17 protein-coding genes are annotated in these 18,268 nt (G+C 65.4%); 6 read left to right on the plus strand and 11 right to left on the minus strand.

Annotated elements, in window-relative coordinates; all coding sequences use genetic code 11:
* Nucleotides 1–58 precede the first annotated feature (58 nt).
* From F6X59_RS07230 to gshB, 11 genes are all read right to left on the minus strand, one after another.
* Complete coding sequence (locus F6X59_RS07230; protein ID WP_103445993.1) at nucleotides 59–436, minus strand: gamma-butyrobetaine hydroxylase-like domain-containing protein; 378 nt, start codon at nucleotides 434–436, stop codon at nucleotides 59–61.
* An 86-nt stretch (nucleotides 437–522) separates the two neighbouring features.
* A complete protein-coding gene (gene hslU, locus F6X59_RS07235) occupies nucleotides 523–1,866 on the minus strand; it encodes an ATP-dependent protease ATPase subunit HslU (protein WP_085676678.1) in 1,344 nt (447 codons plus the stop codon).
* Nucleotides 1,867–1,940: 74 nt separating this feature from the next.
* Complete coding sequence (gene hslV, locus F6X59_RS07240) at nucleotides 1,941–2,471, minus strand: ATP-dependent protease subunit HslV (RefSeq protein WP_027920652.1); 531 nt, start codon at nucleotides 2,469–2,471, stop codon at nucleotides 1,941–1,943.
* Nucleotides 2,472–2,637: 166 nt separating this feature from the next.
* Nucleotides 2,638–3,909: a dihydroorotase gene (locus F6X59_RS07245; RefSeq protein WP_372240321.1), complete on the minus strand. Its 1,272-nt coding sequence runs from the start codon at nucleotides 3,907–3,909 to the stop codon at nucleotides 2,638–2,640.
* Nucleotides 3,906–4,910: an aspartate carbamoyltransferase catalytic subunit gene (locus tag F6X59_RS07250; protein WP_152955624.1), complete on the minus strand. Its 1,005-nt coding sequence runs from the start codon at nucleotides 4,908–4,910 to the stop codon at nucleotides 3,906–3,908. Before F6X59_RS07250 ends, F6X59_RS07245 begins: the two co-directional genes overlap by 4 nt.
* A gap of 13 nt (nucleotides 4,911–4,923) precedes the next feature.
* Nucleotides 4,924–5,442 carry a bifunctional pyr operon transcriptional regulator/uracil phosphoribosyltransferase PyrR gene (gene pyrR, locus F6X59_RS07255; protein WP_152955625.1) on the minus strand — a complete coding sequence of 173 codons (519 nt, stop codon included), beginning with the start codon at nucleotides 5,440–5,442 and terminating at the stop codon, nucleotides 4,924–4,926.
* A 59-nt stretch (nucleotides 5,443–5,501) separates the two neighbouring features.
* The gene (gene ruvX / locus F6X59_RS07260) at nucleotides 5,502–5,927 is read right to left on the minus strand and encodes a Holliday junction resolvase RuvX (RefSeq protein WP_152955626.1); all 426 of its coding nucleotides are present in this window, start codon (nucleotides 5,925–5,927) and stop codon (nucleotides 5,502–5,504) included.
* Entirely contained in the window at nucleotides 5,927–6,496 is a 570-nt protein-coding gene (locus F6X59_RS07265; protein WP_152955627.1) for a YqgE/AlgH family protein, read from the minus strand. Before F6X59_RS07265 ends, ruvX begins: the two co-directional genes overlap by 1 nt.
* Before the next feature lie 138 nt (nucleotides 6,497–6,634).
* Entirely contained in the window at nucleotides 6,635–7,177 is a 543-nt protein-coding gene (locus F6X59_RS07270; RefSeq protein WP_152955628.1) for a hypothetical protein, read from the minus strand.
* 92 nt (nucleotides 7,178–7,269) lie between these two features.
* Nucleotides 7,270–8,175, minus strand: a complete 906-nt coding sequence (locus tag F6X59_RS07275; protein ID WP_152955629.1) for an energy transducer TonB — start codon at nucleotides 8,173–8,175, stop codon at nucleotides 7,270–7,272.
* Between the two features lie 91 nt (nucleotides 8,176–8,266).
* Nucleotides 8,267–9,220 (minus strand): glutathione synthase, encoded by a 954-nt coding sequence (gene gshB / locus F6X59_RS07280; RefSeq protein WP_152955630.1) that lies wholly within the window; start codon nucleotides 9,218–9,220, stop codon nucleotides 8,267–8,269.
* Nucleotides 9,221–9,415: 195 nt separating this feature from the next.
* Between gshB and F6X59_RS07285 the strand changes: the two genes are divergently transcribed.
* Genes F6X59_RS07285 through F6X59_RS07310 form a run of 6 tightly spaced genes read left to right on the plus strand, consistent with a single transcriptional unit; the run spans nucleotide 9,416 to nucleotide 18,217 of the window.
* Nucleotides 9,416–9,817, plus strand: coding sequence for a PleD family two-component system response regulator (locus tag F6X59_RS07285; protein ID WP_027920659.1), 402 nt, complete (start codon nucleotides 9,416–9,418; stop codon nucleotides 9,815–9,817).
* A gap of 46 nt (nucleotides 9,818–9,863) precedes the next feature.
* The gene (gene pilH, locus F6X59_RS07290) at nucleotides 9,864–10,229 is read left to right on the plus strand and encodes a twitching motility response regulator PilH (protein ID WP_152955631.1); all 366 of its coding nucleotides are present in this window, start codon (nucleotides 9,864–9,866) and stop codon (nucleotides 10,227–10,229) included.
* Nucleotides 10,226–10,780 carry a chemotaxis protein CheW gene (locus tag F6X59_RS07295; protein WP_152955632.1) on the plus strand — a complete coding sequence of 185 codons (555 nt, stop codon included), beginning with the start codon at nucleotides 10,226–10,228 and terminating at the stop codon, nucleotides 10,778–10,780. Before pilH ends, F6X59_RS07295 begins: the two co-directional genes overlap by 4 nt.
* 47 nt (nucleotides 10,781–10,827) lie before the next feature.
* Nucleotides 10,828–12,852 (plus strand): methyl-accepting chemotaxis protein, encoded by a 2,025-nt coding sequence (locus F6X59_RS07300; RefSeq protein ID WP_152955687.1) that lies wholly within the window; start codon nucleotides 10,828–10,830, stop codon nucleotides 12,850–12,852.
* Nucleotides 12,853–12,861: 9 nt separating this feature from the next.
* Entirely contained in the window at nucleotides 12,862–17,751 is a 4,890-nt protein-coding gene (locus F6X59_RS07305) for an Hpt domain-containing protein (protein WP_152955633.1), read from the plus strand.
* Nucleotides 17,744–18,217: a chemotaxis protein CheW gene (locus F6X59_RS07310; protein WP_152955634.1), complete on the plus strand. Its 474-nt coding sequence runs from the start codon at nucleotides 17,744–17,746 to the stop codon at nucleotides 18,215–18,217. The genes F6X59_RS07305 and F6X59_RS07310 overlap by 8 nt, the downstream gene beginning before the upstream one ends.
* The last annotated feature ends 51 nt before the right edge of the window (nucleotides 18,218–18,268 follow it).

Consider the following 18,268-nt stretch of genomic DNA (forward strand, 5'->3'; position numbering starts at 1 on the left):
GTAAGGCATTCAAACAGATGAGATTAGAAAATGCGCTCTAAAGCCTGGAAGGCTTGCGCTAGAGCATGAGTTTGACCACTGATTCGGCCGGGTCGCGGGACTTGCCGGCCTTGTGCAGTTCATCGAGGTACTCGGCCCACAGCTGCTCCTGGCGCAGGCACAGTTGTTCGAGGTACTCCCAGGTGAACAGGCCGCTGTCATGGCCGTCGTCGAAGGTCAGTTTCAGTGCATATTGGCCGGCAGGTTCCAGGCCGATGAGGCCGACGTTGATCTTGCCGAATTGCAGGATGGGGTTGCCGTGGCCTTGAACCTCGGCGGAGGGGGAGTGCACCCGCAGGAATTCGGCGGGCAGCTGGTAGACCTCGCCGGGGGCGTAGGTGAGGCTGAGGGTCTTGGAGGCTTTGTGCAGGTTGATGGCGGTGGGCAGGCGGGCCATGGTCTGAATCTCTCGGGAGCTGATGGTGCAAGCTTCGAGTGATTCAGGCCATTGTGCAAGGGGCCGCGAAGCGGCCCCGTGCGGTGTTACAGGATGTAGCGCGACAGGTCTTCGTTCTGCGCCAGCTCACCCAGGTGGCCGTTCACATACGCGGCATCGATCAGGATCGGTGCTTCGTCGTGGGTGCTGGCCAGGTCACCGGCACTGAACGATACCTCTTCGAGCAGGCGCTCAAGCAGGGTGTGCAGGCGGCGGGCACCGATGTTCTCGGTCTTCTCGTTCACCTGATAGGCAATTTCGGCCAGGCGTTTGATACCGTCGGCGGCGAACTCGATGTTCAGGCCTTCGGTCTTGAGCAGCGCACTGTATTGCTCGGTCAGCGACGCGTGCGGCTCCTTCAGGATGCGCTCGAAATCTTCCGGGGTCAGCGCCTTGAGCTCGACACGGATCGGCAGGCGACCTTGCAGCTCTGGCACCAGGTCGCTCGGCTTGCTCAGGTGGAACGCACCGGAGGCGATGAACAGGATGTGGTCGGTCTTGACCATGCCCAGCTTGGTGTTGACGGTGCAGCCTTCGATCAGCGGCAGCAGGTCGCGCTGCACACCTTCACGGGATACATCGGCGCCGCCGACGTTGCCGCGCTTGGCCACCTTGTCGATCTCGTCGATGAACACGATGCCGTGCTGCTCGACCGCTTCCAGGGCCTTGCCCTTGAGCTCTTCCTCGTTGACCAGGCGGCTGGCTTCTTCGTCGCGCACCATCTTCAGTGCTTCCTTGACCTTCAGCTTGCGGGTCTTGCGCTTGCCCTTGCCCATGTTGGCGAACAGGCTCTGCAGCTGGTTGGTCATCTCTTCCATGCCGGGTGGCGCGGCAATTTCGACGCCCATGTTCTCGGCCACTTCGATCTCGATTTCCTTGTCGTCCAGCTGGCCTTCGCGCAGGCGCTTGCGGAACAGCTGACGGGTGTTGGAATCGGTGCTGGTCTGCGCGGCTTCTTCGCTGAAGCTGCTGACCCGCGCCTGCGGTAGCAGGGCGTCGAGGATGCGGTCTTCGGCGGCGTCTTCGGCGCGGTGGCGCACGCGAACGATCTCTTGCTCACGCAGCATTTTCAGCGCGGCATCGGCCAGGTCACGGATGATCGACTCGACATCGCGGCCGACATAGCCCACTTCGGTGAACTTGGTGGCTTCGACCTTGAGGAACGGTGCGTTGGCCAGCTTGGCCAGGCGGCGGGCGATCTCGGTCTTGCCGACGCCGGTAGGGCCGATCATCAGGATGTTCTTCGGCGTCACCTCGGCACGCAGCTCGGCAGGGAGCTGCATCCGCCGCCAGCGGTTGCGCAGGGCGATGGCGACGGCGCGCTTGGCGTCGTCCTGGCCGATGATGTGACGGTTGAGTTCGTGGACGATCTCGCGGGGGGTCATGGACATGATGAAAATGGTCCTCGAGCGGAGTAGGTCAGCGTGGAAAAGTCCCGCTACGAGCGGGACGCCAGAACAGCTGATTACTCGGCCAGGTCCTGCTCCTCGATGGTCAGGTTGTGGTTGGTGAACACGCAGATGTCACCGGCGATGTTCAGGGCAGCCTCGGTGATTTCCCGGGCCGACAGGTCGGTCTTGTTCAGCAGGGCGCGGGCTGCGGCCTGGGCATAGCCACCACCGGAACCCATGGCGATCAGGCCGTCTTCCGGCTCGACCACGTCACCGTTGCCGGTGATGATCAGCGATGCGTCCTTGTTGGCCACCGCCAGCATGGCTTCCAGGCGGCTCAGGGAGCGGTCGGTACGCCATTCCTTGGCCAACTCGACGGCGGCACGCACCAGGTGGCCAGAGTGTTTCTGCAGCTGGGCTTCGAAGCGTTCGAACAGGGTGAAGGCGTCGGCGGTGGCACCGGCGAAACCGGCGATCACTTCACCGTTGTACAGGCGACGGACTTTCTTGGCGTTGCCTTTCATCACGGTGTTGCCGAGGGATACCTGGCCGTCGCCGCCCATGACGACTTTGCCGTTACGGCGGACAGAAACGATGGTGGTCAAGGGGAGAGTCTCCACGCAGCGGGGCAAAATTGCCTGATGCAGACTCATATGGGGGGAGGGGGAAAGAGTTTCAAGCTTCAAGCCACAAGCGACAAGAAAAAGCCGATCGGTGGATGACCGGCCGGCTTCTTCTTGAGGCTTGCAGCTTGTAGCTTGCAGCTAGCCGTCAGGCCTCGTGGCAGACATGCCCATCGACCAAGGTATAACGCACGGCAGCCGGCAGGCAGTGGCCGATGAACGGGCAGTTGTCGCCACGCGACAGCCATTGTTCACCGGCAATGGTTGAGGCCTTGGCGTCGAACAGCACCAGGTCGGCGGCGCCGCCGACCTTCAGCTCACCGGCCGGCAGGCGCATGGCCTTGGCCGGGCCGCTGCTCAGGCGGGCGAGCAGGGTCGGCAGGTCGAGCAGGCCGTCCTCGACCAGGGTCATGGCCAGCGGCAGCAGCAGTTCGACGCTGCTGATGCCCGGCTCGGTGGCGCCGAACGGGGCCAGCTTGGCATCACGCTCGTGGGGCTGGTGGTGGCTGGAGATCGCCTGGATCACTCCCGATTTCACCGCCGCGCGCAGGCCGTCGCGGTCGGCGGCGGTGCGCAGTGGCGGCTGCACGTGGTACAGGCTGGAGAACTCACGCAGCGACTGGTCGGTGAGGATCAGCTGATACAGCGCCACGTCGGCCGTGACTGGCAGGCCCAGCTGCTGGGCCTGCTCGATCAGCCGTGCGCCACGGGCGCTGGTGATCTGGGTGAAGTGCGCACGCACGCCGGTCTGTTCCACCAGCAGCAGGTTGCGCGCCAGGGCCACGGTCTCGGCGGTCTCGGGGATGCCGGGCAGGCCAAGGAAGCTGGCCATGGCGCCTTCGTGGGCCAGGCCACCCTGGGCCAGGTCGCGGTCCTGGGAGTGGAACACCACGGTCAGGTCGAAGGTGGCGGCATACTCCAGGGCACGGGCCAGGGTACGGTTGTTGGGAATTTCCTTCAGGCCGTTGCCGAAGGCCACGCAACCGGTGTCGCGCAGGGCAACCAGTTCGGCCAGTTGCTCGCCCTCCAGGCCCTTGGTCAGGGCGCCGATCGGGTAGACCTTGCTGTTGGCCGCTTCGCGGGCACGGTCGAGGATCAGTTCGGCCACTGCCGAGGTGTCCAGCACCGGCTTGGTCTGCGGTGGGCAGCACAGGCTGGTGACACCACCGGCCACGGCGGCGCGGGTTTCACTGGCGATGGAGCCCTTGCGGCTATAGCCCGGCTCGCGCAGCGAGACGCCGAGGTCGACCAGGCCGGGCGCGGCGATCAGGCCGTCAGCTGCGATCGTGCGGCTGGCGCTGAAGCCGGCCGGGGCGGCGCCGATGGCAGCGATGCGGCCGCCGTCCAGGTGCAGGTCGGTGACCTGGTCCAGGCCGCTGACAGGGTCGATGACCCGGGCGCCAAGAATGCTGAGGGTCACTGGGCGTTCTCCTGGTCGAATTGACGTTGCGCGTTCTGCCCGCTCATGGCCATGGACAGCACGGCCATGCGCACGGCGATGCCGTAGGTGACCTGGTTGAGAATCACCGAGTGTTTGCCGTCGGCTACTGCTGATTCGATCTCCACACCGCGGTTGATCGGGCCTGGGTGCATGACGATGGCGTCGGGCTTGGCGCCGGCCAAGCGTGCGGTGGTCAGGCCGAACAGGCGGTAGAACTCGCCTTCGCTGGGCAACAGGCCACCGGCCATGCGCTCGCGCTGCAAGCGCAGCATGATCACCACGTCGACGTCCTTGAGGCCTTCGGCGAGGTCGGTGTAGACCTTCACGCCGTATTGCTCGATACCGATCGGGATCAGGGTTTTCGGGCCGATCACACGGATGTCCGGGCAGCCCAGCGCTTTCAGCGCGAGCATGTCGGAGCGGGCCACGCGCGAGTGCAGGATGTCGCCGACGATCGCCACCGAGAGGTTCTCGAAGTTGCCCTTGTGGCGGCGGATGGTCAGCATGTCGAGCATGCCCTGGGTCGGGTGCGCATGGCGGCCGTCACCGCCGTTGATCACGGCGACGTCCGGGCACACGTGCTCGGCGATGAAGTGCGCAGCGCCCGAGTCGGAGTGGCGCACGACGAACATGTCGGCAGCCATGGCTTCGAGGTTGCGCAGGGTGTCGAACAGGGTCTCGCCCTTGCTGGTCGAGGAGGTTGACACGTTCAGGCTGATCACATCGGCCGACAGGCGCTGGGCGGCCAGCTCGAAGGTGGTGCGGGTGCGGGTCGAGTTCTCGAAGAACACGTTGCACACGGTCTTGCCGCGCAGCAACGGGACTTTCTTCACGGCCCGGGCGCCGACTTCGAGGAACGAGTCGGCGGTGTCGAGGATCTCGGTGAGCAGTTCGCGGGGCAAACCGTCGAGCGAGAGGAAGTGGCGCAGCTGGCCCTGATCATTGAGCTGCAGCGGGCGCTTGGCGTCGATTGGCGTCATCGCGAGGGGACTCTTAAAGGGCGGAAGCGGTGGCGAGGTCCTGGCGCTCGAGGGCGAGCGGTGCGGGTCCGGTCAATTTTACCCGTTCATGGGCAGCCAGCGACAGGGTGGCGCCGAGCACATTGGGGCGGATTGGCAGTTCGCCGGCATCCAGGTCGAGCAGACAGACCAGGGTGACACTGGCCGGGCGGCCGTAATCGAACAGTTCATTGAGTGCCGCGCGAATGGTACGACCGCTCATCAGCACGTCGTCGATCAGCACCAGGTGCTGGCCCTCGACCTCGAATGGCAGCTCTGACGGGCGCACCTGCGGGTGCAGGCCGTTCTGGCTGAAGTCATCGCGATAGAACGACACGTCCAGGGTGCCGAGCGGGCTCTGGTCGGCCATTGCTTCCTGCAGGGCCTGGGCTACCCAGACGCCGCCGGTGCGGATGCCGATGAAGCGCGGCTCGGTGATGTTGCGGCGGGCCAGATGGGCGCCAAGGTCGACAGCCATCTGCCGGATCAGCTCGGCGGGATTGGGTAGGCTCATTGCGTATCTCCTGGGGGCGCCGGGGGCGTTGTGATTGCCCCGACGCAAACGCGGAAAGATCAGGTATTGGCCTCCAGCCAGCCTTGCAGCAGCAGGGCGGCGGCGATGGCGTCGACCGGGTTGTCACGGTAGCTGCCGCGCTGGCCGCCACGGGCCAGGCGCTCGCCTTTGGCCTCGAAGGTGGTCAGGCGTTCGTCGTGGGTGTGCACCGGCAAGTTGAAGCGGCCATTGAGGCGGCGGGCGAACTTTTCCGCGCGCTCGCTCATTTCGCTCGGCGTGCCGTCCATGTTCAGCGGCAGGCCGACGACGATGGCATCGGGCTTCCACTCGCTGATGAGCTTTTCCACCTGGGCCCAGTCCGGCACGCCGTTCTGCGCCTTCAGGGTGCACAGCTCGCGGGCCTGGCCGGTCACCACCTGGCCGACGGCGACGCCGATCTGCTTGGTGCCGTAGTCGAAGCCCAGCAGTAAACGCAGTTCGCTCATCAGGCGTGCCCCGCCTGGCTGGTCAGCAGGCTGAGGTTGATCCCCAGGCTGGCGGCGGCGGCGTCCAGGCGCAGGTCACTGGCCAGGCCGAAGATGATCTCTGGGTCGAATGGGCAGTTGAGCCAGGCGTTGTCGGCCAGTTCAGCTTCCAGTTGGCCTGCTTCCCAGCCGGCATAGCCGAGCGTGATGAGGCTTTGTTTTGGCCCTACCCCGGCGGCGATGGCCAGCAGCACGTCCTGCGAGGTGGTCAGCGACAGCCCTTCCAGGGCCACGGTGGCCTGGAAGCTGCATTCGCTGCTGTGCAGCACGAAACCACGGTCGGTCTGCACCGGGCCACCCTGGTAGATCGGCACCTGCAAGGTGCTGGCCGGCGGCAGTTCGTCTGGCCGCAACTGCTCGAGAATGTCGGCCAGGTTCAGCTCCTGCGGTCGGTTGACCACCAGGCCCATGGCGCCATTGGCGTTGTGCTCGACGATGTACGTGAGGGTCTGGGCGAAGTTCGGATCGGCCATGTGCGGCATGGCGATCAGGAACTGATGCTTGAGGTAGCTCGGGGTGAGGGTTTTCATGGGGGATAGTGTGGCGCCAGGTGGCGAGGCTGACAAGGTCCTGAAGCGGGGCGGCTGCACAGCCCGGAAGTGGAGCCGATCCGCTTCCGGGCTGCGTCAGGGGGGGCTGAATGGCACTTGTCCAGGCAGGCGGCTTGTCTAACGAGGCCCACCGATATTCGGGTCGGATGCAACCAGTTTGGTCACGTCAATTTTAAAGGTTATGCCCGCGCGATCTGTGAATTCGAACTTCGCTGTTGCATCGAGCGTGGTAATACCTGCGTGGGTCGAGGTCACGCGCTTGATGTCCATCGTTCCGCTGCCCCAGCTGTCTGCGCCGATTATCGCTTGGCCGCTGACGATCTTCCCCCGGCCGAAAAGGGCTGAATAGCTGCCGCTGGCGAAGGTATCGGTAATAGCGAACTTACCCGTATTAGGCGCTTGATCATGAATGAAGACGATGGCCTCCACTTCTTCTCCGGGTTTGAATACATCGCCTGGATAGAAAAAGAACGCGAGATAGGTTTTGCCATCGAGGTGGCATTGGCCAACAGAGCTACGGCGAACTGCGTCATCGATAGTCAGCTCGATGGTAATGTCGATGGGAATTTCAAGTAGTGGCGCGGTTGACGTCACTTGCCAGTTACCTTGCTCTTCTCGCGTGACCTGCCAAGTTGCGTCGTTGCTTTTCGGGTGTTTCATGGCGCTCTTCCAAATCAGGAATGGAAGCGCAATTAGAGGGCGTTCGCGACGTGGGCGAAACTGGCAGAAATAACAGGTCGATGTCCACCGACTCAGTTACTGGACAAGCGGTCACCACGGGCAAACCGCCAGGTGCGGATGATCTCCAGCCGGTCGAACTCGGCCAGGTCGCCGGTAAACGGCGCAAAGGGTGCCGCCAGGCGCACGATGCGCTGGGCCGCCTGGTCCAGCACCGGCTGCCCGGACGACTCCAGCACCAGCACCTCGTACAGCGAGCCATCGCGGTTGATCGACACCATCATCCGCAAGTTGCCGTAGATTTGCTGTCGACGTGCCTCGTCGGGGTAGTTGAGGTTACCCACCCGCTCGACTTTCTTGCGCCACTCTTCCTTGTACCAGGCGCCCTTGTCGCGCATGGTCGACGCCGCATTGAGGCGGTGAATCTTCGGGCGCTTGGCGTACATCTGCTGTTCGTTGGACAGTTCCGCTTCAAGGCTGGCGATCTGGCTCGACAATTGCGAACTGTCGAAGTCCGGGGTGGCTGCTGCCGGCTTGGGCTGCGGCTTGCTTTCCTTGGGCTTGGGCTCGACCTTCTGCACGTTCGTCGCCTTGGTCGCCACCGCGGATTTCTCCGGCACGGGCGGTGGTGTTACCTCCGGCTTGGCCGCAGGCGGCGGGGTGACTTTGTTGATCTTGCTGTCCTGGAACGGTGCCACCTCGGTGGTGGTCGGCACGGCCTTCTTCTCCAGGGTGCCGCTGCCCTGCTGATTGGCCTGGGCCTGGTAATCAGCCTTCTTCGGTGCCTTTTCGCTCTTGAAGGTGGCTAGGGTGATTTCCATGGTCTGGCGGATCTCGGCCGGTTTGACCACGGTAAAGCCCACGCCAAGGATCAGCGCCAGGTGCACCAGGGCAGCCAGGAACAGGGTAAAGCCAAGCCGGTCCACCGGGCGAACGCGCGGTGGCAGCAGGTCGGCAGGGATATCGGCAGGCAGCGTCATCAGGTATCCAGCAACCGCAGGGCGGGGCAGCAGCTCAGTCGAAAAGGACCGGCATCATACCCCACTCTGCGCATTTGCTCTGCGTCGGCGGTCAGCGCGCCTTGAGCTGGCGATCAATGGCATCCATCAGCTGGCCACCGATATCGGTGTTGTAGGCAGCGTCGATCTCGCGGATGCAGGTGGGGCTGGTGACGTTGATTTCGGTGAGGGAGTCGCCGATCACGTCCAGGCCAACGAACAGCAGGCCCTTTTCACGCAGGGTCGGGCCGACCTGGGCAGCGATCCAGCGGTCGCGCTCGGTCAGCGGGCGGGCTTCACCACGGCCACCGGCGGCCAGGTTGCCACGGGTTTCGCCACTGGCAGGAATACGGGCCAGGCAGTAGTCGACCGGCTCGCCGTCGATCATCAGGATGCGCTTGTCGCCGTCCACGATCTGCGGCAGGTATTCCTGGGCCATGATCTGCTGGTTACCGTGCTGGGTCAGGGTTTCGAGGATGACCGACAGGTTGGGGTCGTCCTTGCGGTGGCGGAATACCGACGCACCGCCCATGCCGTCCAGCGGCTTGAGGATCACATCGCCACGGCTCTCGGCGAACTCGCGCAGGATATCGACGCGGCGGCTGACCAGGGTCGGCGCCATGCACTGCGGGAACTGGGTGGCGAACAGTTTTTCGTTGCAGTCGCGCAGGCTCTGCGGGCGGTTGACCACCAGCACACCTTCGCGCTCGGCCTGCTCCAGCAAGTAGGTGCTGTAGACGAATTCCATGTCGAAGGGGGGATCCTTGCGCATCAGGATCACGTCCAGCTCGGCCAGGGCACTGTCCTGCTCCTCACCCAGCTCGAACCAGCGCGCGGGGTCGGCGAATACCTTCAGCGGGCGCATTTGCGCGCGGGCCTGGCCGGCACCCAGATAAAGGTCACGCTGCTCCATGTAGAACAGCTCCCAGCCGCGGGCCTGGGCGGCCAGCAGCATGGCCAGCGAGCTGTCCTTCTTGTAGGAGATGGACGCGATCGGGTCCATGACAATGCCGAGGCGAACGCTCATGGGGGGTTCCTCTTGGCGGCCGGTGGCCGCGGTAAATCGAACGAAAAGTGGCTCAGGGTGGCGCTGTGAGCGCCGCGGGTCAAGGGGGCGGCAGATGGAACGGGCCCCCGGAGTGTGCTAAAAATGCCCTCAGCTTCAAGCTGCAAGCCATCAGTGGCTTGCCGCCCACACAGTGCAGCGATGGTAGCGCAACTTATGGAACAGCCCCTGAAGGTGATGGTGATCGACGATTCCCGCACGATCCGCCGCACCGCGCAGATGTTGCTCGGCGAAGCGGGCTGCGAGGTGATCACCGCCAGTGACGGCTTCGATGCCCTGGCCAAGATCATCGACCACCAGCCACAGATCATCTTCGTCGACGTGCTGATGCCTCGTCTGGACGGTTATCAGACGTGTGCGGTGATCAAGCACAACAGTGCCTTCAAGGACATCCCGGTGATTCTCCTGTCGTCGCGCGATGGCCTGTTCGACAAGGCCCGCGGCCGGGTGGTCGGTTCCGACCAGTTCCTGACCAAACCATTCAGCAAGGAAGAACTGCTCGACGCAATCAGGGCCCATGTGCCCGGTTTCGCCGTGCCCGAACAACCCGCACCCTGACCGCGCCGCGCTGGCGCGGCCTTCAAACTCCTGATGGGGAAACAGCATGGCCCGAGTTCTGATTGTCGACGACTCGCCGACAGAGATGTACAGATTGACCGAATGGCTGGAAAAGCACGGTCACCAGGTGCTCAAGGCCAGCAACGGTGCCGACGGCGTGGCCCTGGCCCGCCAGGAAAAGCCCGATGCAGTGCTGATGGACATCGTCATGCCCGGCATGAACGGCTTCCAGGCGACCCGCCAGCTGAGCAAGGACCCGGAAACCAGCGCCATTCCCGTGGTGGTGGTGACCACCAAGGACCAGGAAACCGACCGTATCTGGGCCACGCGCCAGGGTGCCCGCGACTTCCTGACCAAGCCGGTGGATGAGGACGCGCTGATCGCCAAGCTCAAAGAAGTATTGGGCGCTTGACCACCCGCCCGCAGGGCGCGTCGCTGACCGCCTTCGAGCTGTTGCTGGACATCGACCGGCGCTGCCGCCTGCTGGTGGCCGACCAGCCGCCGCAGGACACGCGCCTGCAGCAATGGAGCGGCATCGGTTTTCGCATCGCCGGGCAGTGGTTCGTCGCCCCCATGGGCGAAGTCGCCGAGGTACTGCGCGAGCCGCGCAGCAGCCGTGTGCCTGGCGTGCAGCCGTGGGTATGTGGGGTGGCCAACCTGCGCGGCCGCTTGTTGCCGGTGATGGACCTGAGCAGTTTCTTCGGCCTTGGCCCCGCTGCGCCAGGCAAGCAGCGGCGGGTGCTGGTGCTGGACCACGATGACCTGTTCGTCGGCCTGCTGGTCGACGAGGTGCTGGGCCTGCAGCATTTCGCCCTGAGCAGCCTGGAGCTGTCGCCGCCGCAACCGCTGTTGCGGGCTGCTGCGCGCTTCGTGCAGGGGCACTTCCCGCGGGAACGCAACTGGGCGATCTTCAGCCCCTTCGCCCTGGCCCAGGCGCCGGGCTTTCTTGACGTGGCGCTATAGGACTTTTGAACGTGAACAAGCCGGCCACACCCGTCGCCCCCGCCAGCATGACCCCACGCACGCGCAGCATCGTGCAGATCACCGTGCTGTTCGTGATCCTGATCCTGTCGATCATCCTGTTGTTCGCCAACTTCGCCTACCTCAACACCCAGGCCAATCACGACAAGCAGTACATCGGTCACGCCGGCGAGCTGCGGGTGTTGTCCCAGCGCATCGCCAAGAACGCCACCGAGGCTGCGGCGGGCAAGGCCCTGGCATTCAAACTGCTGTCGGATGCGCGCAACGATTTCGAGCGACGCTGGGGCTACCTGCGCGAGGGCGACAAGTCCACTGGCCTGCCAGCGGCACCGGCTGCGGTGCGCGATGAAATGGAAGCGGTGCGCCAGGACTGGGAAAACCTGCGCAAGAACACCGACACCATCCTGGCCAGTGAGCAGACTGTGCTGTCGTTGCATCAGGTGGCGGCGACCCTTGCCGAAACCGTGCCGCAACTGCAGGTCGAGTACGAGAAAGTGGTCGAGATCCTGCTGCAGAGCGGTGCCCCGGCCAACCAGGTGGTGGTAGCCCAGCGCCAGCTGCTGCTGGCCGAGCGCATTCTCGGTTCGGTCAACACCGTGTTGGCCGGCGACGACGCGGCGGCGCAGGCCGCCGATGCCTTCGGCCGCGATGCCAGCCGCTTCGGCCAGGTGCTCGAGGGCATGCTGGGTGGCAACCCGGCGATCCAGGTGACCCGCGTCGAGGACGCTGACGCCCGCGCGCGCCTGGCGGAAATCGCCGAGCTGTTCCAGTTCGTGGCAGGTTCGGTCGATGAAATCCTCGAAACCTCGCCCGAGCTGTACCGCGTGCGCGAAGCGGCCGGCAACATTTTCAGCCTGTCGCAGACGCTGCTCGATGAAGCCTCGCACCTGGCCAACGGTTTCGAGAACCTGGCCAGCGGCCGCACCCTGGATACCGTCGGGGGTTATGCGCTGGGCCTGCTGGCGCTGGCTTCGATCATCCTGATCGGCCTGGTGATGGTCCGCACTACCCACCGCCAGTTGCACGAAACCGCCGAGAAGAACGAACGCAACCAGCAGGCAATCATGCGCCTGCTTGATGAAATCGAAGAGCTGGCCGACGGCGACCTGACCGTCACCGTGTCGGTGACCGAAGACTTCACCGGCGCCATCGCCGACTCGATCAACTACTCGGTCGACCAGCTGCGCGACCTGGTGGCCACCATCAACCACAGTGCCGAGCAGGTCGCCGCTGCCGTGCAGGACACGCAGAACACCGCGCGCCAGCTGGCCAAGGCCTCGGAGCACCAGGCCGCGCAGATCAGCGAGGCGTCCGAGGCGGTCGGCGACATGGTCGAGTCGATCGACCGGGTTTCCGCCCATGCCTATGAGTCGGCCAAGGTCGCCGAGCGCTCGGTGGCGATCGCCAACAAGGGCAACGAGGTGGTACACAACACCATCAACGGCATGGACAACATCCGCGAGCAGATCCAGGACACCGCCAAGCGGATCAAGCGCCTGGGCGAGTCTTCCCAGGAAATCGGCGACATCGTCAGCCTGATCGACGACATTGCCGACCAGACCAACATCCTCGCCCTCAATGCGGCGATTCAGGCCTCGCTGGCGGGTGAGGCCGGCCGCGGCTTTGCCGTGGTCGCTGATGAGGTGCAGCGCCTGGCCGAGCGCTCGTCCTCGGCGACCCGGCAGATCGAAGCGCTGGTGCGGACCATCCAGGCCGACACCAACGAGGCGGTGATCTCCATGGAGCAGACCACCGCCGAAGTGGTGCGCGGTGCGCGCCTGGCCCAGGATGCCGGGGTGGCGCTGGCCGAGATCGAAGGCGTATCGCAGAACCTCGCCGAACTTATCCACAGCATCTCTGATGCAGCCCAGTTGCAGACCTCTTCGGCGGGGCAGATTTCCCACACCATGGCGGTGATCCAGCAGATCACCGCGCAAACCTCCGCCGGCTCCAGCGCCACCGCCGACAGCATCCGCCACCTGGCGCGCATGGCCAGCGAGATGCGCCGCTCGGTTTCCGGTTTCACCCTGCCGGCGCCCGCCGAGCGAAGCTGAGGAAAACCCATGGCTTCTGCCGTCGTAAGCCCCGAGCGCCACGATACCGTGGCCCTGGCCTGGACCCGGGCCGCCATCCTCGATTGCCTGAGCCAGGCCCGGCAGGCCCTGGAACGCTTTGCCGGCGAGACCGACGACTTGTCGATGCTGGCGTTCGTGGTGGATAACCTGCATCAGGTGCACGGCTGCCTGCGCATGCTCGAGCTGCGCGGCGCCACCCGCCTGGCCGAAGAGCTGGAGCTGCTGGCCAAGGCCTTGGCCGAGGGCCAGGTGAGCCCCCGCGGTGACTGCCTGGGGCCGCTGTTCCGTGGCCTGGAGCAACTGCCGTCCTACCTGGAGCGGTTGCGCGGTGCGCGCCATGACCTGCCGCTGGTGATGCTGCCGCTGCTCAACCAGCTGCGTGCCTGCCGTGGCGTCGAGCCCCTGGCCCAGGCCAGCCTGATCAGCGGCGCCACACAGCGCTTTGCCGGCTCTGATGACCTGGCCAACCTCGACTTGTCGTTGGGCAACTGGCGGGAGCAGATGCAGGCCGGGCCGGGGCGTGATGCCCTGCGCTCGGTGATCAGCGCCCTGTGCGACGACCTGATGCGGATCAAGGAGCGCCTGGACCAGTTCGTGCGCGGTGACCGCCAGCACAGCGAGGAGCTGGACACACTGCTGGCACCGTTGCGCCATGTCGCCGACACCCTGGCAGTGCTGGGCTTCCAGCAACCGCGCCGGGTGATCATCGACCAGGTGCTGGCGCTGCAGGCCTTGGCCCTGGGTGAGCGCGCGGTGGACGACGCGGTCTTGATGGATGTGGCCGGTGCCCTGTTGTACGTGGAGGCCACGCTCAACGGCATGGTCCTGCCGCTGGAGGAAGGCGGGCAGGGCGGCCTGCCCGGTTCCGACCTGGCCGAGATTCGCCAGCTGGTGTTGAACGAGTCGCTATCGGTGTTGCAGCAAGCCAAGGACCTGATTGGCGATTGCCTGGAGTCTGGCTGGCCGCGCCAGCGCCTGCAGCCACTGCCAGGGCTGTTGCAGCAAGTGCGCGGCGCGTTGGCGATGCTGATGCTGCCGGCCGCCGCCGAGGTGTTTGCCGGCTGCGCGGGTTATGTGCAGGGCTGGCTGCAGCACCTGGAGGTGGAACCGCCGGCGGATGAGCTGAACCATCTGGCCGAGGCCCTCAGCGCCGCCGAGTGCTACCTGCAATGGCGGGTCGCCGACCCGTTGGCCGACGCTCAGCCGTTTCTTGACATGGCCCGGGCCAGCCTGACGGCGCTGGGCGTGCAGTGCAGCCATGCGGGCACGACCGAGGCGCAGGATGGCAGCGATGGCATCGATGATGAATTGCGTGAGGTGTTCCTCGAAGAAGCTGGCGAGTTGCTGCCGGAGATCGAGCGGCACTGGCTGCGCTGGCGCGCCGACAACAGCCTGCGCGATGCGCTGATCGAGGTGCGGCGTGACCTGCATACGCTCAAAGGAAGCGGGCGCATGGTGCATGCCGAGGCGGTGGCCGAGTTGGCCTGGGGCGCTGAACACCTGCTCAACCGGGTGCTGGAAGGGCGTATCGCCCTGACTCCGGAAGGCGCGGTGGCGCTGCAGCAGGTGTTCGTCCATCTGCCGGACCTGCTGGCCGACTTTGCTGCTGGCCAGTTGCCGCAGTTGAGCGAAATCGAACAACTGGCGAGCCACCTGCATGCCCTGGCCGAGAACGACACCCCGGTCAGCGCCGACATCGACGGCCTCGACCCGCAGCTGCTGGATATCTTCCGCAACGAGGCGCAGGGCCACCTGGCCAGCCTGGAAGGCTTTCTGCAGGGTGCCGACAGCCAGGGCAGCGAAGTCAGCGACAGCCTGCAGCGCGCCTTGCACACCCTCAAGGGCAGCGCTGCCATGGCCGGGGTCATGTCGATCGCCGAGCTGGCTACCGCTTTCGACCGCCTGGTGCGCGAGTACCGGGGGCACCAGCTGCCGTTGCAGGCGGCGGAGATGCACTGGTTGCACACAGCCCATGGTCTGTTCCTGCAGGGCCTGGCGCAGTTGGGCAGTGCGCCGTTGGCAGCCATCCCGGGGGCGGCCCAGCTGATCGAGCAGGTCGGCGAAGCGGTGGACCTGCGCCTGGCCAGCCTGCATGCCGAGCCCCAGCACACCCGCCACGGCAAGCGCGACCCACAGCTGATCGCCAGTTTCCTCGCCCAGGCCATGGACATCCTGCTGGATGCCGAGTCGCTGCTGTCGCGCTGGCAGCAGCAGCCCGAGCAGCGCGAACCGCTGGAGACCTTGCTCGATGAGCTGACCAGCCTTGGCCACGCTGCGCACCTGGCCGACCTGTGGCAGATGGATGCCGTCTGTGAGGCGCTGCTCGACCTCTACGGCGCGGTGGAAGAGGGCAGCCTGGGCGCCAGCCCGCGCTTCTTCGCCGTTGCCCAGCAAGCCCATGAAGCCCTGCTGGACATGCTCGACGAAGTGGCGGCCGGGCAGGAGCTCAGCCCGCGGCCCGACTGCGTCGACGCCCTGCGCGAACTGTTGGACGGTGCACTGGCGCCGGATGCCACCGGCTTGGTAAGCCCTGATGCGGTTACGCCGCTGGCTGGCTCGCTGGAGCAGGATGATGAGCCCGACAGCCCAGGCGACAAGGAGCTGCTGGAAGTCTTCCTCGAAGAAAGCTCGGACATCGTCGAAAGCGCCGCCGCCGCCTTGGCGCGCTGGCAGGCCGACCCGCGCAACAGTGTCGAGGTGGAGAACCTGCTGCGAGACCTGCATACCCTCAAGGGCGGTGCGCGCATGGTCGAGATCAGCGCCATCGGCGACCTGGCCCATGAACTGGAATTCCTTTACGAGCTGCTTGCCGCCGGGCGCCTGCCGCCGAGCGCGCCGCTGTTCGCGCTGCTGCAGAACTGCCATGACCGCCTGGCGCACATGCTCGACGCCGTGCGCCTGGGCCAGCCGCTGCACACCGCTACCGCGCTGATCGACTACATCCGCAACTTCAGCAGTGCCGCGCTGACCGACAGCGCAGCCGGCCAGGCCCCAGCCGACACCGCACCTGCGGAAGCACCAGCCGCGGCACCGGAGCGGGCGCCGGGCGACATGGTCAAGGTCGACGCTGAGCTGCTCGACGACCTGGGCAACCTGGCCGGCGAGCATTCGGTCATCCGTGGCCGTATCGAGCAGCAAGTCAACGACGCCCAGTTCGCCCTCAACGAGATGGAAACCACCCTGGAGCGCATGCGCGACCAGTTGCTGCGCCTGGACATCGAGACCCAGGGGCGGATCAGCAGCCGGCAGGCGTTCGAGGGCGATGCCTACGAAGATTTCGACCCGCTGGAAATGGACCGCCATTCGCAGTTGCAGCAGCTGTCGCGGGCACTGTTCGAGTCGGCCTCCGACCTGCTCGACCTCAAGGAAACCCTTACCCAGCGCGCCCAGGAGGCCTACAGCCTGCTGCAGCAACAGGCGCGGGTGAACAGCCAGTTGCAGGAAGGCCTGACCGCGACCCTGATGGTGCCGTTCGAGCGCCTGGTGCCGCGTTTGCAGCGGGTGGTGCGCCAGGTGGCCAGCGAGCTGGGCAAGCAGGTCGAGCTGGTGGTCGGCAATGCCGAGGGTGAACTGGACCGCAGTGTGCTGGAACGTATGGTCGCACCGCTGGAGCACATGCTGCGCAATGCTGTCGACCACGGCCTTGAGTCGCGCGAGGCGCGCCTGGCAGCGGGCAAGCCGGAGCAGGGCACCATTCACCTGAACTTGCTGCATGAGGGCGCCGACATCGTCATCGAGATGACCGACGACGGCGCTGGTGTGCCACTGGAGGCGGTCCGGCGCAAGGCAATCAAGCGCGGCCTGCTGGACCCGCAGGCGCAGCTGAGCGATCACGAGATCCTGCAATTCATCCTGCGCCCGGGCTTTTCCACGGCGGAGAAGATCACTCAGATTTCCGGGCGCGGCCTGGGCATGGACGTGGTCCACGAAGAGGTCAAGCAGCTGGGCGGCTCGATGACCATCGAGTCGGCCCAGGGCAAGGGCGCGCGCTTCCTGATCCGCCTGCCGTTCACCGTGTCGATAAACCGGGCTTTGATGGTGCACCTGGGCGAAGAGCAGTACGCCATTCCACTCAACACCATCGAGGGCATCGTGCGCGTGCCGCCGGCCGAACTGGCCGCCTGTTACCAGCTGGATGCCCCGCGTTACGTGTACGGCGGCCATGAATACGAGTTGCGTTACCTGGGCGAGCTGCTGCAAGGGCTGCCGCGCCCGGTACTGCTGGGGCAGAGCGTGCCGTTGCCGGTGTTGCTTGTGCACTCCCAGGAGCAGTCGTTTGCCATCCAGGTGGACAGCCTGTCGCCGAGCCGCGAGATCGTGGTGAAGAGCCTTGGCCCGCAGTTCGCCGCTGTGGCGGGTTTGTCGGGTGCGACCTTGCTCGGTGATGGCCGGGTGGTGCTGATCCTCGACCTGCTGGGCCAGTTGCGTGGCCAGCAGCGGCGGCTGGCGCGTCTGCCCGGTGGTAGCGGGGTGCAGCGCACCTTGTTCGGCCCGGCACCACGACGAGCCACGTTGGTGATGGTGGTGGACGACTCGGTCACCGTGCGCAAGGTGACCAGCCGCCTGCTGGAGCGCCATGGCATGAGTGTGCTGACGGCCAAGGATGGTGTCGATGCCATGGCCCTGCTGGAAGAGCACCGCCCCGACGTGCTGTTGCTGGACATCGAGATGCCGCGCATGGACGGCTTCGAAGTGGCCACCCGCATTCGCCGTGACGAGCGCCTGAAAGACCTGCCGATCATCATGATCACCTCGCGCACCGGGCAGAAGCACCGCGACCGGGCCATGGCCATCGGCGTCAACGATTACCTGGGCAAACCCTATCAGGAGTCGGTGCTGCTGCAGAGCATCGCCCACTGGAGCCAGACCCATGCTTGAACTGATTGCAGGGCAACGCAGCAGCCTCACCGGCCTGCTGCTGCCGCTGGGCGACCGCACCCTGGTATTGCCCAACGTCGCCGTGGTCGAACTGATCGGCCAGCGCAACCTGGTGTGCGAACCAGGCGACCCGGCCTGGCACCTGGGGTGGATCGACTGGCGCCAGCAGCATTTGCCGTTGATCGGTTTCGAGGCCGCGTGTGGCGGTGAGACGCCGTGTGGCGAGCGGGCGCGGATCGTGGTGCTGAATGCGCTCGGGGACACCGGCTTGCGCTACCTGGCGGTGCTGCTGCAGGACATTCCACGCTCGTGCAAGCTGGACAGCCAGCTCAATTATGTGGATGTACCGCTGGGCAGCCTGGAACTGGCCGCCGTGCAGGTGGGCGAGCAGGTGGCGCGGGTACCGGACCTGGCCGGGCTGGAAAGATTGGTGCGTGACGCTGAACTGCAACCTGCGTTTGGGTAGGATGTAGCAGGAATGGATCCTGTCATGAACCCAGCCCGCTTCAGGAGGTCT

The organism is Pseudomonas sp. MN1F (genome assembly GCF_009391885.1).
Classification (GTDB): Bacteria; Pseudomonadota; Gammaproteobacteria; order Pseudomonadales; family Pseudomonadaceae; genus Aquipseudomonas.

Excerpts from the sequence above, each read along its gene's own strand:
- F6X59_RS07300 (WP_152955687.1), top strand. The coding sequence starts at position 10,828 with ATGACCCCACGCACGCGCAGCATCGTGCAGATCACCGTGCTGTTCGTG.
- pilH (WP_152955631.1), top strand. The coding sequence starts at position 9,864 with ATGGCCCGAGTTCTGATTGTCGACGACTCGCCGACAGAGATGTACAGA.
- F6X59_RS07230 (WP_103445993.1), bottom strand. The coding sequence starts at position 436 with ATGGCCCGCCTGCCCACCGCCATCAACCTGCACAAAGCCTCCAAGACC.
- F6X59_RS07305 (WP_152955633.1), top strand. The coding sequence starts at position 12,862 with ATGGCTTCTGCCGTCGTAAGCCCCGAGCGCCACGATACCGTGGCCCTG.
- ruvX (WP_152955626.1), bottom strand. The coding sequence starts at position 5,927 with ATGAGCGAACTGCGTTTACTGCTGGGCTTCGACTACGGCACCAAGCAG.
- F6X59_RS07270 (WP_152955628.1), bottom strand. The coding sequence starts at position 7,177 with ATGAAACACCCGAAAAGCAACGACGCAACTTGGCAGGTCACGCGAGAA.
- gshB (WP_152955630.1), bottom strand. The coding sequence starts at position 9,220 with ATGAGCGTTCGCCTCGGCATTGTCATGGACCCGATCGCGTCCATCTCC.
- F6X59_RS07310 (WP_152955634.1), top strand. The coding sequence starts at position 17,744 with ATGCTTGAACTGATTGCAGGGCAACGCAGCAGCCTCACCGGCCTGCTG.
- F6X59_RS07265 (WP_152955627.1), bottom strand. The coding sequence starts at position 6,496 with ATGAAAACCCTCACCCCGAGCTACCTCAAGCATCAGTTCCTGATCGCC.
- F6X59_RS07275 (WP_152955629.1), bottom strand. The coding sequence starts at position 8,175 with ATGACGCTGCCTGCCGATATCCCTGCCGACCTGCTGCCACCGCGCGTT.
- F6X59_RS07285 (WP_027920659.1), top strand. The coding sequence starts at position 9,416 with ATGGAACAGCCCCTGAAGGTGATGGTGATCGACGATTCCCGCACGATC.
- pyrR (WP_152955625.1), bottom strand. The coding sequence starts at position 5,442 with ATGAGCCTACCCAATCCCGCCGAGCTGATCCGGCAGATGGCTGTCGAC.
- F6X59_RS07250 (WP_152955624.1), bottom strand. The coding sequence starts at position 4,910 with ATGACGCCAATCGACGCCAAGCGCCCGCTGCAGCTCAATGATCAGGGC.
- hslU (WP_085676678.1), bottom strand. The coding sequence starts at position 1,866 with ATGTCCATGACCCCCCGCGAGATCGTCCACGAACTCAACCGTCACATC.